This window comes from Sunxiuqinia sp. sy24 (assembly GCF_052677165.1).
Map to the genome: position 1 here is coordinate 36,275 of NZ_JBQYLH010000026.1, position 17,195 is coordinate 53,469.

At 41.7% G+C, this 17,195-nt stretch carries 15 protein-coding genes; 6 read left to right on the plus strand and 9 right to left on the minus strand.

Going from position 1 to position 17,195, the window contains the following annotated elements:
- Nucleotides 1-140: 140 nt before the first annotated feature.
- Nucleotides 141-1,490 (minus strand): sulfatase-like hydrolase/transferase, encoded by a 1,350-nt coding sequence (locus ACUNWA_RS18005; protein WP_445593317.1) that lies wholly within the window; start codon nucleotides 1,488-1,490, stop codon nucleotides 141-143.
- Between the two features lie 326 nt (nucleotides 1,491-1,816).
- Here ACUNWA_RS18005 and folE point away from each other — a divergent pair, with 326 nt between their 5' ends.
- The 4 genes from folE (at nucleotide 1,817) to ftcD (ending at nucleotide 6,188) form a co-directional block, all read left to right on the plus strand.
- The gene (gene folE / locus ACUNWA_RS18010; protein ID WP_445593318.1) at nucleotides 1,817-2,506 is read left to right on the plus strand and encodes a GTP cyclohydrolase I FolE; all 690 of its coding nucleotides are present in this window, start codon (nucleotides 1,817-1,819) and stop codon (nucleotides 2,504-2,506) included.
- A 146-nt stretch (nucleotides 2,507-2,652) separates the two neighbouring features.
- Complete coding sequence (locus ACUNWA_RS18015) at nucleotides 2,653-3,003, plus strand: T9SS type A sorting domain-containing protein (RefSeq protein WP_445593319.1); 351 nt, start codon at nucleotides 2,653-2,655, stop codon at nucleotides 3,001-3,003.
- A gap of 189 nt (nucleotides 3,004-3,192) precedes the next feature.
- Nucleotides 3,193-4,443: an imidazolonepropionase gene (gene hutI / locus ACUNWA_RS18020; protein ID WP_445593320.1), complete on the plus strand. Its 1,251-nt coding sequence runs from the start codon at nucleotides 3,193-3,195 to the stop codon at nucleotides 4,441-4,443.
- 53 nt (nucleotides 4,444-4,496) lie between these two features.
- Nucleotides 4,497-6,188, plus strand: a complete 1,692-nt coding sequence (ftcD, locus tag ACUNWA_RS18025) for a glutamate formimidoyltransferase (RefSeq protein WP_445593321.1) — start codon at nucleotides 4,497-4,499, stop codon at nucleotides 6,186-6,188.
- A 112-nt stretch (nucleotides 6,189-6,300) separates the two neighbouring features.
- On the opposite strand, the gene ACUNWA_RS18030 is transcribed toward ftcD, so the two are convergent.
- A complete protein-coding gene (locus ACUNWA_RS18030) occupies nucleotides 6,301-7,167 on the minus strand; it encodes a transglutaminase family protein (protein WP_445593322.1) in 867 nt (288 codons plus the stop codon).
- Nucleotides 7,168-7,180: 13 nt separating this feature from the next.
- Entirely contained in the window at nucleotides 7,181-8,050 is an 870-nt protein-coding gene (locus ACUNWA_RS18035) for a nucleoside phosphorylase (protein ID WP_445593323.1), read from the minus strand.
- A 176-nt stretch (nucleotides 8,051-8,226) separates the two neighbouring features.
- On the opposite strand from ACUNWA_RS18035, the gene ACUNWA_RS18040 reads away from it, so the two are divergent.
- Together ACUNWA_RS18040 and ACUNWA_RS18045 are read left to right on the plus strand one after the other, a co-directional pair.
- Nucleotides 8,227-9,045 carry a prohibitin family protein gene (locus tag ACUNWA_RS18040; RefSeq protein ID WP_445593324.1) on the plus strand — a complete coding sequence of 273 codons (819 nt, stop codon included), beginning with the start codon at nucleotides 8,227-8,229 and terminating at the stop codon, nucleotides 9,043-9,045.
- A gap of 63 nt (nucleotides 9,046-9,108) precedes the next feature.
- The gene (locus ACUNWA_RS18045; RefSeq protein ID WP_445593325.1) at nucleotides 9,109-9,588 is read left to right on the plus strand and encodes a PaaI family thioesterase; all 480 of its coding nucleotides are present in this window, start codon (nucleotides 9,109-9,111) and stop codon (nucleotides 9,586-9,588) included.
- 43 nt (nucleotides 9,589-9,631) lie between these two features.
- Here ACUNWA_RS18045 and ACUNWA_RS18050 read toward each other — a convergent pair whose 3' ends face one another.
- From ACUNWA_RS18050 to ACUNWA_RS18075, 6 genes are all read right to left on the minus strand, one after another.
- A complete protein-coding gene (locus tag ACUNWA_RS18050) occupies nucleotides 9,632-9,898 on the minus strand; it encodes a hypothetical protein (protein ID WP_445593326.1) in 267 nt (88 codons plus the stop codon).
- 160 nt (nucleotides 9,899-10,058) lie between these two features.
- Complete coding sequence (locus ACUNWA_RS18055; RefSeq protein ID WP_445593327.1) at nucleotides 10,059-11,066, minus strand: Gfo/Idh/MocA family protein; 1,008 nt, start codon at nucleotides 11,064-11,066, stop codon at nucleotides 10,059-10,061.
- Nucleotides 11,067-11,206: 140 nt separating this feature from the next.
- Nucleotides 11,207-11,740 (minus strand): hypothetical protein, encoded by a 534-nt coding sequence (locus tag ACUNWA_RS18060; RefSeq protein ID WP_445593328.1) that lies wholly within the window; start codon nucleotides 11,738-11,740, stop codon nucleotides 11,207-11,209.
- 380 nt (nucleotides 11,741-12,120) lie between these two features.
- Nucleotides 12,121-14,028 carry a sulfate adenylyltransferase subunit CysN gene (cysN, locus tag ACUNWA_RS18065; protein ID WP_445593329.1) on the minus strand — a complete coding sequence of 636 codons (1,908 nt, stop codon included), beginning with the start codon at nucleotides 14,026-14,028 and terminating at the stop codon, nucleotides 12,121-12,123.
- A gap of 54 nt (nucleotides 14,029-14,082) precedes the next feature.
- Nucleotides 14,083-15,027, minus strand: a complete 945-nt coding sequence (gene cysD / locus ACUNWA_RS18070; protein ID WP_445593330.1) for a sulfate adenylyltransferase subunit CysD — start codon at nucleotides 15,025-15,027, stop codon at nucleotides 14,083-14,085.
- An 80-nt stretch (nucleotides 15,028-15,107) separates the two neighbouring features.
- On the minus strand, nucleotides 15,108-16,913 hold the full coding sequence (locus ACUNWA_RS18075) for an SLC13 family permease (protein ID WP_445593331.1): 1,806 nt from the start codon (nucleotides 16,911-16,913) through the stop codon (nucleotides 15,108-15,110).
- Nucleotides 16,914-17,195: the final 282 nt, after the last annotated feature.

Below are 17,195 nucleotides of genomic sequence, written 5' to 3' on the forward strand. Positions count from 1 at the left end.
ACTAGTTCATTTTTGGCCATCAAGGTGTTTTCCCATCGTTCTGGTGGGCTTCCTTTCGAATCGTTCAACCAGGCAAATGCAAAATGGGTCTATTCCCCGGACATCGATTGAATCAATTTGTCTTCGCTATCTTCCTTAAACTACGGTTTTATTTCACTTTCCTTAATATGTTGGCGTATCAGTTGATGGAGTTGTTGGTAGTGTTCTGAACTTTCGGACAGAGGAATCATTTCATGTGGGTCGGTTGTTAAATTGTATAATTTGAATTTTTCTGACGGGTGGTTTTGCATTAGTTTATAGGCTCCTTTGCGAGCAGCGTAGATTGCCTTACCATCGAAGTTACCTCCGTCCCGGTAGATCCAAAATAAGGTTCGCTCTTGTAGTAATGGTTCATTCTTAAAAATGCAATTAGTCAAATCTTTTCCATCAAAAGGTCGGTTGGTCGGGTTTTGACTTAAGTTGCATAAACTTGGAAAAAGATCCATGGTTATGGCAACCTGATGACTCCGGCTTCCTTTCTTTATTTGACTTTTCCAGCACAGGCAGGTTGGTACTCGAATTCCTCCCTCATACATGTCTTGCTTTCCTCCTCGTAATTTCCCATTTGAAGCCCCAGATGTAGTAATTCCACCGCTGTGAGCACTAAAGATGATGATTGTATTTTTTAGCTGGTTGGTTTCATTCAACTTCGTGATAACTCTTCCAACACCGGCATCCATTTGTTCTACAAGGGCAGCATAACGAGCTCTTTCGGGACTTAATCCGGGGTGGTTATCCTTTACATGTTGAAGAAAGTTTTCTTTGGGTTGAAGTAAGTTGCCTGGTGTATTGTATGACAAGTATAGAAAAAAGGGAGTTTCGGAGTCTGCCTGGCTCTCAATAAAACTCACGGACCAATTTGAAAATAAATCTGTAGTATGACCTGGAGTTTCAATCTCATTCTCATTGTATCGTAAGTAGTTTTTGCCTTGATAGAGATGCGTATAATAATCATCGATATCATCACCCAGGAAGCCTATAAACAGATCAAACCCTTGTTCATTGGGGAGGTTGGGCGATTCAAATCCTAAGGCCCATTTCCCAATCAGTGCGGTGGTGTATTCTGCTTGTTGGAAATGCCTTGCCAAAGTGGTTTCGCACTTAAAATGTCCCCAGTTGTTTTCTTTCATATCTCGAATCATGCCAGGAACACCTACCTGAGCGGGGTAATGTCCTGTTAGCAGGGAAGCCTGGGTGGGAGAACTTACGGTTGAATTTGCATAAAACTCATTAAAAATAAGTCCGTTATTGAAAAGCTCGTCAATGTTTGGGGTTTGTATGTCTTTGGCTCCGGTAATCGAAAGGTCTCCGTAGCCGAGGTTGTCTGCCATGATGATCAGGATATTGGGTTTTTTACTATTCCTGCTGGTAGTCGGGCTCGCCTGTAATGCTGTAAATGTTATGATGATGATTGTTCCCAATAAGGACAGTTGGTTTATTTTTTGTTTCATTGCTTTTGAAAATAGGATGCCAATTCAATTTCCTATAAAATTATTAAATCCAAGCCAGCTAACCATCCTTTTCGCTATAATTAATTTTTAAGATAGCATAGCGCTTAGGCATCCAATCCTAGGGACTAGCAAATTCATCGAGAATCGTCAGGAAAAGTGGGTTTTGAATGAAAGATAAAATGAGTGATTCATTTCTTCTGTTTAGAAAAAAGAATAAAAGATTAAACAAACTTAAACTCTCTTTGTTGGTTATTGATGAAAACATTATGGAGGAATAGACAATGAAAGTTAATGGATTTATAAAAACAAACCACCAAGTGTCCAAAATGAATGGGAACGCTAATGATACTAACACTCGAAATTTGGTGGATACCGATCTTATTGGAGATAACCACGTTGCTACCTCCATCGAAACACCCATGCGTGGTGATGCTTTTGACTTGAGCGATGAACAGAAGATTTCAATCATTGAGTCGAAGTTTAGGGATATTATGAATACCCTTGGATTGGATTTACGAGATGATAGTTTGAATGGCACGCCGCATCGGGTGGCAAAAATGTATGTTCAGGAGATCTTTGGAGGATTAAATTCGCAAGCCAGTCCTAAAATCTCGGTGTTCGATAATAAATTTCGATACAGTGAAATGTTGGTTGAAAAGAATATTAACCTGAATTCAACCTGCGAGCACCACTTTTTGCCAATTGTGGGGAAAGCCCATGTAGCTTATGTTTCGAGCGGACAGGTTATTGGGTTGTCGAAGATTAACCGGATTGTTGACTATTATGCTCGTAGACCCCAGGTTCAGGAGCGCTTGACCGTTCAAATTGCCAGTGAATTAAAACGAATTCTGAAAACTGAGGATGTTGCCGTTGTGATCGATGCCAAACACATGTGTGTGTCTGTACGGGGAATTGAAGATGAAAGTAGCACGACAATTACAGCCGAATATGGTGGTGTATTTAAGCAGCTAGCTCGGCGGGAAGAGTTTTTGAAATATCTTGCTTTAGGGAAGTAAACTGCGAATCTCTGATTCGGAAAAGCCTCTCATTTAATGAAGGGCTTTTTAGTTGCATTTTTTGAAGGTCCTGTTTAATTCTTTCGGTTTTGGTGAAACCTTTTTGGAATAGTTCTTGTCTAACCAACTATAAACAGGACTGAGCTATGAAACAAACTCTACTTACTCTCACATTTTCATTGTTTTTACTATTTAATGGGAGCCTGAAAGCACAGGATCTTTCTCGATCTGATACATTAGATTATCAGATTGAGAAAGTGTATCCCAATCCTGCTCGTGAGTTTCTGTTTGTGGAGCTCTTTTCTGAACATTATATGGTCGTCCGGTTTGAATTGATTGATATTCTGGGTAACACGGTGAAAAAATGGGAAAAAAAGGAGTTGACTCCAGGACGACACAAAATACGCTTCGAATTACAGAAATTCAGTTCTGGGTTTTATCTTCTCAAGGCTGACAAGCAAGGGCAGATTATTATCAAACGAATTCGGAAACTTTAGTGAGTGCCTGAATCAAAATGAGTTATCTTGCTCCTAATTCATTTTGGAGCAAGATGAGTATCCTGACGATGACGAAATTAATAACTTTTATAAGCTGAAATTACAATAAGAATGCAGCCTGTATGATTTATGACAGTTTATTTCTTCGACTTCTTTTTTTATCTTGTGTAGAAATCCAGAGTAATTGATATGAAGGTAATTTTGGAAAATATCAAAGAATTAGTTCAAGTCGAGGAACACGCGAGAACTTGGGTTGCTGGTGAGGAAATGAAGGAGTTAACGGTATTGAAAGATGCTTTTTTGGTGATCAATGATGATCAGATTGAAACCTTCGGCTTGATGAAAGATTTCAACGAGATACTTGTTGAGGGAGCCGAAATGGTTATGGAAATTGATTGTGCCGGAAAAATAGTGATGCCCGGATATTGTGATTCGCATACACATTTGGTCTTTCCGGCTAGCCGTGAACAGGAATTTGTAGACCGCATTACAGGTTTAAGCTATGAGGAAATTGCCCGTCGGGGAGGGGGTATTCTAAATTCAGCCCAGCGAATGGAACAAGCCACTGAAGAGGAGCTGTTTTTGTCAGCTATGTCTCGGTTAGACGAGATTAAGAAACACGGGACAACAGCTGTGGAAATCAAAAGTGGCTACGGACTAACCTTGGAGTCTGAGCTCAAAATGCTACGGGTAATCAAGCGTTTGAAAGAAAGCAGCCCGCTCATGATCAAATCAACCTTTTTGGGGGCTCACGCTTTGCCTGCGGGATACCACAACAATCGTCAAAAATACATTCAGCTAATCATTCAGGAAATGCTACCCGAGATTGATAAAGAAGGGCTGGCTGACTATATGGATGTGTTTTGTGATCAAGGCTTTTTTACGGTTGAAGAAACGGCCCAGCTGCTTGAAGCGGGAATGAAATATGACTTGCAGCCAAAAATTCATGCCAATGAGTTGGGCTTAACTGGTGGCGTTCAGGTTGGTGTTCAATATGGGGCACTTTCTGTCGATCATTTGGAACACATAGGAGAATCGGAAATTGAAGCCTTGTTGGGGACTGAAACAATGCCAACCGTTTTACCTGGAGCTGCCTTCTTCTTAAAACTGCCCTTATCGCCGGTGCGCCAAATGATGCAAGCAGGTTTGCCGCTTGCCTTGGCTTCCGATTACAATCCGGGATCATCTCCTTCCGGGAATATGAATTTCATTCAGTCTTTAGCCTGTATCAACTACCAAATGACTCCTGAAGAAGCAATTAATGCCTGCACAATTAATTCGGCATATGCCATGGGCGTGGAACACAGTTGTGGTAGTATTTGTCGTGGTAAATTAGCCAATCTGTTTATTACCCGGGAGCTGCCGACCTATTCTGCCATTCCGTATTACTTCGGAAGCAACCCGGTGGAGACTGTTATTATCAATGGAGAGATCTATTAATCTGCCAACAAAATTAATAGATCCGAGTCTGTGATCAATAAAAAAAACGAATTATGAGCCAGTTAATTGAATGTGTGCCAAACTTCAGTGAAGGAAGAAATCAATCAATTATTAAACAAATAACGGATGCCATTGAGCGAGTTGAGAATATTAAGTTGCTCAATGTTGATCCGGGGTATGCTACTAATCGTACCGTAGTTACTTTTGTCGGCCCTCCTGCAGACGTTATTGAGGCTGCTTTTCAGGGTGTGAAAATGGCTTCCCAGTTAATCGACATGAGTAAGCATCATGGAGAACATCCGCGTTTTGGTGCCACCGATGTTTGTCCCTTGGTTCCCATTGCAGGTATTTCGATGGATGAAATGGTTGAATATGCTCATCAATTGGCCAAACGCATCGGTGATGAATTGGATATCCCAATTTACTGCTACGAGTTTGCAGCACAAAATGAAGAGCGCAGAAGTCTGGCAAATTGTCGGTCGGGCGAATATGAAGGGTTGCCTGATAAATTGAAAGATTCAAATTGGAAGCCTGATTTTGGTCCGGCTAAAATGAATGTAACGTCCGGAGCAACAGCGGTGAGTGCCCGCAACTTCCTGATTGCCTATAATGTTAATTTAAATACAACATCGACTCGGCGAGCTAACTCAGTGGCTTTCGATGTGCGCGAGGCAGGACGAGTTAAGCGTGAAGGAAATCCGGTTACCGGAAAAATAGTGCAGGATGAGTATGGAGAACCCGTGCGTATTCCCGGGAGTCTGAAAAAAGTTCGTGCCATCGGTTGGTTTATTGAAGAATATGGCGTTGCTCAAATTTCGATGAACTTAACCGACATTACCATTACACCCATTCATGTGGCTTTTGATGCTGTTTGTAAAAGTGCTGAAAGCCGAGGCTTGCGGGTAACAGGGTCTGAGTTGGTTGGATTGATTCCACTGCAGGCTATGCTCGAAGCGGGGAAATATTTTCTGCGTAAACAGCAACGTTCTACTGGAGTCTCTGATTTGGAGTTAATTAAAATTGCGATTAAGTCGATGGGTTTGGACGAGTTGGGGGCATTTAACCCTCGCGAGCGTATTATCGAGTATTTGCTGGAAGATCAGTCACTGAAGCTAATCGATAGGAGTCTTCGGAACTTTGCATACGAAACCGCTTCGGAGTCGCCAGCACCTGGTGGAGGTTCTATTTCTGCTTATGTTGGATCGGTGGGAGCGGCATTGGGAAGTATGGTAGCTAATCTTTCGGCGCACAAGCGCGGATGGGATCATCGCTGGGACGAATTTTCCGAATGGGCGGAGAAGGGGAAAGTTTTTCAAAAAGAACTTCTCCGTTTGGTAGATGAAGATACCAATGCTTTTAATCAGATCATTGTGGCATTTGGGCTGCCCAAGACAAGTAAAGACGAAGTCCTGGCTCGTAGTGCAGCCATCCAGCAAGCGACGCTAAATGCCATCCACGTGCCTTTAGCGGTCATGAAGGCTGCCTTTTATTCGATGGAAGTGATTGAAGTGATGGCGGAAATTGGCAATCCAAATTCAGTATCTGACGCCGGAGTGGCAGCCCTGTGTGCAAAGACTGCCGTTCACGGGGCTTACCTGAATGTGTTGATTAACTTGCAAGGGTTGAAGGATGTTGATAAGAAAGAGGCGTTGAAGCATGAAGCTACCGAGCTGTTGTTTCAGGCTGAAACGAAAGAGCAACTCATTCTCAAAATAGTAATGGAAAAAATGAATGGAGAAGCCTGATGGCAAAAGCTTTAAGGGATTTTTCGATAAGGTGAAGATCAATCCAGAACCATCAGAATTATTTACTTGGTTTTGAAAGTTCTGGTTTTTATTGATTGCTTGTTATTCTTTTTTATAGGAAATCTGCTATTTTCCTTAAGTCATCCACTTTGTCTTGGTGGCCCAATGAGTCATAGCTTTCAATCAGGCTTTCCAGGAGTTTTTTTACCATGAATTTGTCTTCGCACGGCTCGTCAAGATCATCCATTTCGTACTGCTTGTTCTTGTTTAAGAAAAAATCGATTTCTTTCCGACCAATAATGGCTCCTTTGTTGGATGGATTAATGTAGAATAAGATGGACGATTTGTAATTACTTCCATGGACTTCCTTGGCCAACTCCGGGTCGATATAAGCGAGCAGGGGAGTTTTTGGGAAGTTAATAAACTGGATCGGGAATTTCAGTTCGCGCGCAATCAGCGCATATAATATGGCTATTGAAATGGCATTGCCTTTTTTCGTTTCAAGGAGTTGGTTGATATAACAATTTTGCGGTGAACTGAGGTGGTTTAGGTTGATGGAAAATTGATTGACATCGTATAAAATATGATTGAGTACAGTAATTTTCTCCAATGATGTAAGTTTGTTACTGATTTCAAGCCACACATCATTCGATATCTTTTGAAGCTTCGATTTTATTTGTTTTTGTTTGAGATCGGGGTATTGATATTGGCTGATTAAGAAGAACCCTTCAAATAAGTTAATTTGCTTTTGATTGGCCCAGTTGAGAATTTTAGTTCTGGTTTCAGCAAACTGGATTTGTTGAATCAGATTTTCGATTCTGGACTGGATCAGCTCATCCAGACTGGTTTCCCAGATCTGTTCCAGTTGGTCAACAATCTGCACGTCTTCGCAAAGTAATTGTTGTTCCACTGCTTCAAAGACTGCCTCATCCGGATCGTCCAGTAAGGCAATTAAAGCTTGCAGCCTGTCCTTCTTCATAGCTGTAAAGCGATTAAGTTGATAGTTTATCCAAGACTAATTTAATCAGTTTTTCCATAGCAGGGTAGTAGTTCTCGTTGGCTTCTTTTGTTGTCCGGTTGGCAATGATCAGACAAACAGTTAGGGCTTCATGTCCGAGCAGTGCTGAAAGTCCGTAAATTGCCGAACATTCCATTTCATAATTCGTTATCTGCAAGTCGTTGTAGAAGAAGCATTCAACCTTTTCGTTGAGCAGAGGGTCGGCTGTCTCAAGGCGCAGTATTCGTCCTTGTGGGCCATAGAATCCCGGTGCCGAAATGGTTACGCCTTCCGTAAAATGATCTCCTTGGAAACGGTCATACAAACGGGGAGATGAATCGACAACATAAGGTTTGCCCAGAAGTGAATTCCAGGCCGTGTGGTTGATGAAGTTACGTTCAAAATCCAGATCTGAAATTAGCTCCCGGTTGGCGTAAAAGTTCAGCAAGCCATCAAAGCCAATTGCTTTTCGGGATAAGACGTATGAGTTGACCGGCAAATTCTTTTGAAGCGCCCCTGACGTGCCAATACGGATAATGTTGAGCGAACGCTTTTCTGCTTTTACTTCTCGTGTTTCCAGATCGATATTTACCAAGGCATCCAGCTCATTAATAACAATGTCGATGTTGTCGGTTCCAATGCCTGTTGAGATCACAGTAATTCGGGTGTTCTGGTATGTTCCGGTGGTCGAAACAAATTCCCGATTTTGGATTTTATATTCAATATTGGAAAAATGTGATGCAATCAATTGAACGCGGGCCGGGTCGCCAACTAACAAGACATGGTCGGCTATGTGTTCGGGTTTTAGATGCAGATGAAAGATGCTTTTGTCGTTGTTAATAATAAGTTCTGAAGAACCAATCATACAGAAGGGGTTTTGATGAATTTCAAATTTAACGAAAAAAAACTGATTTCACCAGATTCTTGTTATTCTGAATCTAGGCTTTTTATTGGTTTTTAGTAAGATTTATCTGTTTAGTTGAGAAAATCCTTAAAATTCTCTTACATTTACTTTTTAGTCATTTTAAAAATTTCATACCAATGGATTTTAATTTTAAGAAGTCGTATCTCATTATTGCAGCAGCAGTCGTTTTTATCTTATTGTTTTTCGGTAGCAGCATGTTTGTGACCATTCAGCCAGGTGAACGAGGAGTCATTTTCCGGCCTTTTACATCGGGCCTGGACAAGGACAATACTTATATTCCCGGATTTCATATTGTGGCTCCCTGGAATACTTTATTTGTATATGATGTAAAGGAACAGCAGCGGGAAGAAACAATGGACGTTTTGGATAAAAACGGACTGTCAGTCAATGTTGACGTTTCTGTGCGTTTCAATCCAACTTACAATAAGATTGGGTATTTACACGAGATTTTTGGGAAACGGTATATCGATCAGTTAATTACGCCGGAAGTGCGCTCATCGGTTCGTCAGGTGGCAGGCCGGTACACCGCTGAGGAAATTTATTCGACCAAAAGAAGTGAAGTGGAGTCGTCTATTATTGAAGAAACCGAAAAAGTACTCAATAAAAATAACATCGACATGAAAGCTCTTTTGATTCGCTCAATAAACCTGCCCGATAAAATTAAGCAGGCGATTGAGAAGAAGTTGGAAGAAGAGCAAGCTTTTTTGACCTACCAATATACGCTGCAAACAGCTGAACAGGAAGCGGAGAAAAAGCGTATTGAAGCTGAGGCTGTTGCACGCTATAATCGTATTATTGATGCATCGCTGACAGTCAATATTCTGAAGCAGAGAGGAATTGAAGCAACCTTGGAGCTCTCTAAATCGCCCAATTCAAAAGTTGTTGTGATTGGAAGCACTAAAGAAGGACTTCCCCTGATCTTGGGAAATAATTAAAAGGATTATACGTTCATGAGCCGGCAAATATTTATGTTTGACCGGCTTTTTTTATTTTTAAAAATGAGAAAGATTAGAAATCCTCATCTCAGCGGTGATCCGCAATTGTATCGTTGCATTGGCTGTTCGCCACACAATCCAGTAGGTCTTAATTTAGAATTTTGGGATGACGGTGAAAGCATTATTTCGATGTGGCAGCCTCGGTCTGAATTTATGGGCTGGGTAAATGTTTTGCATGGAGGTATTCAGGCAACCTTATTGGATGAAATTGCCGCCTGGGTGGTGTATACTAAGTGCGCTACGGCTGGCGTTACAGCCGAGTTGCAGGTCAAATACCTAAAACCACTTCATACAAACCAGGGGGAAATCAGAATTGAAGGGAAGTTGGTGGAGCAGAATAAGCGATTAGCCATTATTCATGCGAAACTATTGAATGACGAAGATGAGTTGTGTGCGGAAGCTGATGTGAAATACTTTATCTATCCAGAAGTTGTTGCCCGGAAAAAATTTCATTATCCGGGAGTTGAGGCGTTTTATGAGTAGGGAAAAATTTTCGAGTGCGCAGCGCCAATGTGCTCGCTGGGCGTTAAAACTCATTACATTCTAAATCCTCGATTAAAGGATACCACGGAGCTGTATTTTCGTTTGAGCCAGGACTTTGAATGCTGTCGGTTTTGTCTTCATTGATTTGCGGTTGTGCTTCCTGTTGGTCGACTGCTGGAAGTTTAGGCTGTTCTGCTGGTACGCTTATAATTACACTGTCAGTTATGAATGGCTGTTCGATCTCAACCTGATGAGTTAACTTCAGTCCGAGTAAGTAAAAAATAGACGATGTGAGAATAATTAATTTCATAGCTTTATTCTTGATAGAACCAAAATTATACTTTTTTACTTAATGTTTGGGAACATTATCGATGAACGGCTTATTTTTTTCTTTAAATAATGTTAATAAGCCTGTGAATGCAATATTCAAGTCAGCAAGCAAGTCGATGTAGGCTAAACAATCCTTTGTCTTAGTTGGCAGACGGCAAATCATGCTTGGGATAAACAATGCCGGCATCAGCTCGCACACGGTCCAAGGTATTCATTATGTTGAGGGTGATCTCAAAAGTCATCATGTCGCTTTCAATCTTCCCTTCATCCAGGCATTTCATCACATGAGCAGCTTCAAATTGATAGCCTTTTCCTTCTATTGGAGCTACTTCGACGGCCTCTTCATGCTCCATCCCTTGGCGCCAAATACAGATTTGGGCATTGGCAAACCAGCGTCTGTTTAGTCGCAGGTAGCCTTTCTCGCACCAATACTCGGATTGAATGGATGAATGAGATGCAAAACTGGAAACCAGCGAAGCCATGGCTCCATTGTCGTATTTGAAACTCATGATTATGGATTCTTCGCAATTGGTGAATCCAAACTGAGGAAGGGTTTTTATTGATGATGGTTTTCCTAAAGTCATGATGGTTGCGAAAACCGGGTAAATGCCAATATCCAGTAGCGAACCTCCACCTAAGTCAGGGTTGTACAGGCGCAAATCGGCATTTTTTTCAGCATTGAAGGCAAAGTCAGAGCGAACCATTTTTAGTTCACCTAGCTCTCCGGATTCAAGTATTTCCATTGCTTTTAAAAAACCGGGTTGAAAGCGGGTCCAAAAGGCTTCCATCAAAAATGTGTTATTTTCTTTGGCGCAGTCAATCATTTCTCGGGCTTCACGAGCATTGATGGCAAAGGCTTTTTCGCACAAAACTGCTTTTTTGTATGTCAGGGATAGAAGTGCATGCTCGTGGTGGTGGGAGTGTGGAGTCGCAATGTAAACAACATCGACGTTCGGGTCTTCAACAAGTTCGATGTAGCTGCCATAAGCTTTCTCGAATCCGAGTTGAACGGCAAATTCGTGTGCGCGGTCTAAACTTCTGGATGCTACGGCATAAAGCTTTGCATTGGGGAGTAACTTTAGATCTTCAGCAAATTTGCGGGCAATTTTTCCACATCCTAAAATAGCCCAATTGTATTGTTTTGTCATGTTGATTTTCATTTTGCTGGGCAAGATAATCAATCTTACGCTAAAAAAAGAGCAGGGAAGGGGCGATTTGCCCAGGAGAGCAGTCGTTATTTTTAACTTACTAGCTTTGTGGTTCTGGCTTCTTGGAGGCAATGAGAAACTTAGTTCGTCAGCTCTTTTAATTCCAGAATAAAGGAAGTCAATTCTTTCTTATACAATTGAAAATAATTGCTCAGATCATCAATCTTTTCTAAGATGAAATCATTGAGGTCATCATTGGTTGGGATATTGGATAGCCTGTCGAGAAACTCCCATCGGTGACCTTCAAACCAATTTTCATCCCGCAGTTTTCGGCGACCGCCATAGCGGCTGAAGTAATAGATGTAAACATCGGCGATATGATCTGTTGTCGGATCTTCAAGTACGCGATCCAGACCGCCCGAAATGGATCTTAACAGGAGCCAGTACCGGTTAAATTCTTCGCTGTATTCGCAGAGGTACTTCAGGTTCTTTATTTGTACATAAAATTTGTGGATCTCATGTTTGAGCAGATTGGTTTCAAGTTCATCGATTACTTCAGGAATTTGACTGATGAATTCCTCGATGAACTCATTTTTCAATTGTGATGGAATGTCATCCTCGGGATGACCATATGCACGATTGAAATATTTATAAAACCTTTCTGCAGGCGTCATGCGATGTTCTATTGGTAAGCTAATTTCATACTTTTATTATTAATTGTCAATCGGTTATCTGTAGGAGTTATTAAAACAGTACTTTAGGTTATCAATGTACCGTATACACTGACCAAAAAAAGAGTTGTTTGTCGGTAAAGTCACAAAATGGATGAGGAATTCTTAAAGTCATAGAAATGGAAACAGGTCAAGATCGGTATGTTTTAAGAATATAACACCCTGTTTTTTGTGTCTGTTTATTAAACGAAGGCTTTGTGTGAAATGTTTGGTCTTTCCTTCTATTTAACGAAGTCTAGTATTTTTTGCGAGGATTTTTCAGCTCTAAAAAAGGGGAATTTCTTATTGAAATTCCCCTTTTACTATATCGGTATGGGCTCTTCTTACTTTATTGGAAAGATTAATTTTTTACGGATATATTCGATTACCAGTTCCGGATTTTTACCGTTGTCTTCCGGATCAAGCTTTAAGGCTGCATCTTCCGGTGTTTCGAAAGGAACGTCTACTCCGGGAACGTATTTGATGGTCTTATCGGCGTAGAATTCGGGCTTGTTCTTTTTGCAGAACTCCATCGAAGCATCCATTGAGAAGAGATGAAACCGGTCTTCTCCAATAATATCGGTGACTTGTTTGCGAATGGCTTCATCAGGTGAGATGAAGGAACAGATTGTAATGATGCCTTGATCATTCAGCAAACGACTAACCTCAGCAACGCGGCGTAAATGTTCGGCCCGGTCGGTTGGCGAGTAATCCAGCTCTTTCGAAAGCCCTGAACGCACGGAGCTGCCATCAAGCAAGACAACGGTGGCTCCCATGTCGAATAATTGTTTTTCGAGGCTGAATGCAAACTCATTTTTGCCAGAGCCGTGCAGTCCGGTTACCCAGAGGGTAGCTCCTTTTTGATTGTAACGCGCCTGGTATTCGTTGTCAGAAATTAAGCCTTTCCCTTTGCGAATTAATTCCCGGTGCTGGTCACTGATTTTAGAAGGCAGATCATCGGCGCTTAGCTTATCGATAATCATACCAACAGCAACCGTATTGTTGGTCACTGGATGGATGAGAACAAAAGCTCCGGTGTTTTTATTTTTTTTGTAAGGATCGAAAAACAGTGGTTTGTTGGTGGTTAATACTGCCCGCCCAATCTCATTTAATTCCAAAAAGTCAACTTCCGACTTTTGCAGGGTGTTGACATCGGTTTTGTATTTTATCGTGTCAATACGAACTTTGGTGTTGTTGTTGGCATGTTTAATAAAAAACTGAATTGTTGGATCCATCGGTTTTTCATCCATCCACACCACGGTGGCTTCAAAGTGACGTTCCATGCGTGGCAGGTTATCCGGATAGACGATCATATCGCCACGCGAAACATCTACTTCATCATTTAAGGTGATGGTAACCGCTTGTGGCGGGAACGCTTCATCCAGTTCGCCATCATAAGTGGTAATGCTTTTGATGGTTGATCTCTTTTTCGACGGAAGAACCATGATTTCCTCTCCCTGACGAACAACTCCTGATGCAATCCGGGCTGAAAAACCTCGGAAATCGCGGTCGGGGCGCAATACATATTGTACAGGATAGCGTAAGTCATCCAGGTTGCGATCCGAGCTAATGTGCACCGATTCCAGAAATTCTAGCATTGCCTTGCCTTTATACCAGTCCATGCGTTCTGACCGATCAACAACATTATCTCCTTTTAAAGCTGATAACGGGATGTAATTTACATCTGGAATGTCAAGCTGGGCCACAAAGTTTTTGTAGTCTTCGCAGATGTCGTTAAACACTTGCTCGTCAAAGTCTATCAAGTCCATTTTATTCACAGCCAGTACCACATGCTTAATGCCAAGCAGCGAAACGAGGAATGTATGGCGCCGCGTTTGGGTAATGACGCCTTTGGTGGCATCAATCAAAATAATGGCAAGATTGGCTGTTGATGCGCCTGTTACCATGTTGCGCGTATATTGTTCGTGTCCGGGGGTGTCGGCTATGATAAACTTACGTTTGTTGGTCGAAAAATACCGGTAAGCTACATCGATGGTGATTCCTTGTTCACGCTCGGCTTTTAAGCCGTCGAGCAGCAAGGCATAATCAATGTCTTCGCCGGCATGTCCCACGCGTTTACTGTCGCGTTGCAGGGCGGCAAGCTGGTCTTCATAAAGTCGCTTGCTGTCAAAAAGTAATCGGCCAATCAGGGTTGATTTCCCATCATCCACTGAACCGGCTGTTAGCAAGCGTAGTAGATCTTTTTTTTCGTCCTGATCAAGAAATGCCTTTATATCTATGGGTTGTGTCATTTTCAATTTTTTAAATCAATTTTCAGCAGTGCTAGTTGTTTGCCAAGTTGAAGGCTAGAAATAACCTTCACGCTTTTTTTGTTCCATACTGCCTTCTTGGTCAAAGTCAATAACGCGAGTGGTTCGTTCTGAAACGGTAACGGTCATCATTTCTTCAACAATTTTCTCGATGTTATCGGCCTCGGAATCAATGGCTCCGGTTAATGGGTAGCATCCAAGCGTACGGAAACGAACTTTTCTCATTTCAGCTTTCTCGACTAATTCTTTTGGCATGCGCTCATCGTCAACCATAATCAGGTTGCCATCCACTTCCACAATGGGGCGTTCTTTGGCATAATATAAGGGGACGATAGGGATGTTTTCCAAGCGAATGTATTGCCAGATATCCAGCTCAGTCCAGTTCGATATTGGGAAAACCCGGATGGATTCGCCTTTATGTACTTTAGCGTTGTAGATATTCCAAAGCTCAGGACGTTGGTTTTTGGGATCCCACTGGTGGAATTTATCGCGAAAGGAGAAGATTCGTTCTTTGGCTCGTGACTTTTCTTCGTCGCGACGAGCACCACCAAAGGCCGCATCGAATTTATATTTCGACAAGCCTTCGAGTAAGGCCTGTGTTTTCATCACATCAGTATGTACTTTGCTTCCGTGAGAAAAAGGGCCAACTCCGCTTTCAAAACCTTCTTTGTTGTAATGAACAAGCAGGTCCCAGCCATTTTCTTTGGCGTAGTTATCGCGAAATTCAACCATTTCTTTAAACTTCCACTTTGAATCGATGTGCATAAGTGGAAACGGAACTTTTCCGGGGTAGAATGCTTTTTCAGCCAGACGAACCATCACCGATGAGTCTTTTCCAATTGAATACAGCATAACGGGATTCTCAAATTCGGCTGCAACCTCACGAATGATGTGAATGGCCTCGGCCTCTAATTCACGCAAGTGGGTCAGAGTATATTTATTCATGATAAGGATTTTTAAAACGCAACTTGCTTCCAGCAAATTTGTAAAAAACTAATTAGAGAGCAAAAATAGGTTATTCTGTGTTAATTTTAATAGGTATTAACTCTTATTCGGCTAATTTAGAATGGCCAAATCATCGGAATAAGAATTATTGACATAATGAAAGCAATAATATTTAGGGGTAATCCAACTTTTGTGTAGTCGCCAAACTTATAGTTTCCAAGCCCCTGAACCAGCAAGTTCGTTTGGTACCCAATTGGGGACGAAAAGCTTGCTGATGCTGCAATACAGATGGCGATGAAAAATGGTTTGGGATCAACCCCTAGTTGGATGGCCGCCGAATAGGCAATAGGAAAAACGAGTGCGGCTGCTGCGTTATTGGTTATTATTTCGGTAAAAACAGTGGTGATCAGGTAAATCGTAATCAAGACTCCTAAGGGACCAAATGATTTCGAGAAATTGATTGCTGTTATGGCAATGGCATCGGCTGCACCTGAATTTTGAAGTGCTTTGCTAAGTCCAAACGCACAGGCAATTGTAATCAGAACGTCCCATGAAATAGCTTTGGTGTATTTTCGATTGGGGAGCACATTTATCCATGCCATAAGTACGGCCACAATGGCAGCGAAATAGAACATGTCGAGCTGATTCCCTCCAACTTCCGGGAGGTACCGACCGATGGTTGCTCCAATAATCATTAGTAAAACGAGTAGTAGAGCCAACAAGCGCTGTCCTTTGTATCGGGGAGGAGGGATTTCACCAATAAATGAAGTCAGGTAAAAACCGGTTGATTCGCCCCAATTCTTGATGAAATTTTCATTGGTTAATAAAACCAGGCTGTCGCCGGCTTTCATTCGGAAAGAGCCTACATTGGTTGAGATTGTTTCGCCGTTTCGGTATACAGCTAGTACTTCGGCCTGGTAGTGGTTCAAAAAATCAAATTCATCCACCGTTCGGTTGATTCCGGGAAAGCGGGGAGCAATTACAGCCTCGATTTGCTTGATGTCTGTGCTTTTATAGAATTTACCAAATCCTTTTAATGCCTTAAACTCTAATTTTCGCTGTGGAACCAAGTTTTCTAAAACCTCTGATTTGACCGCAATCACGAGCTTGTCATCCTGTTCAAGCGTATATCTGCCTTTGCGGGTATCGATAATTTCATCACCCCGCGCTAAGGAATGGATGATGATATTTTTTAGTTGATGGCTGCGTCCATTATTGATTTCTTCACCGATAAGCGAACTGTTGGGTGGGAGGGTTGCATCCAAAAAATATTCTTTATAATCTAGGCTGTCGCGTTTATTATTGTCCTTTTTCCCGGGAAGCAAGCGGTGTCCCACGAATGAAAGGTATAAAAAGCCTACCAAGGCAACCCAGATTCCGACTTTTCCCAGCTCAAACATAAATAAGCCGTTAAACCCATTTTCCAACATTAGTCCGTGTACCACCAGGTTTGTTGACGTACCAATCAAGGTACACATACCTCCCAGTATGGTCGCATATGAAAGAGGAATCAAAAATTTCTGAGGCGAAAGATTCATTTTTTCAGCCCAGTTTTTGATCATAGGTGCAAATATAATTACGACTGGTGTATTGTTTAAAAAGGCAGAAATAAAGGATACTGGAACTAGAATCTTAACCAAAGTGATTGGCATTTTACCACGTCGCTTGGGCAGAAAAGCCCGAGCGACAATATTTAGCGCTCCTGTTTGCCGAACTCCTTCGCTTACCAAAAATAGTACAGCCACGGTAAGCATCCCCTTGTTGGAGAAGCCGGCCAGACTTTCATTGGAGGAAACGACTCCTGCAGCCATTAGTACAACCAGTGCAGAGAAAAGCAACAGCCCGGGGCGCATCCAGTCGTTGATGAGTGCGATTATCATTAAGACAATAACAGCAATAACAAAGTAACCTTCAAAAGTCATTAAGAGTGATTTTTCAAACAAATGTAAGTTTATTTACTAGATCTCCTATGGAGTGAAATACTTATTCTGGTTTCATAAATTTGCTGAATTCTTTTTGCTATCTAAGTTTCTCAAAATCTTAAGTTTGCTTTTTGTTAGTCTTTATTTTAAAAAAAAATATTGGGAAATCGTTTTGCATTTTAGGTTGAAAAGCATACTTTTGCAGCGCCTTTAAAACAAAAAGGCACTACACATGATGACTCAGTAGCTCAGCTGGTAGAGCACATCCCTTTTAAGGATGGG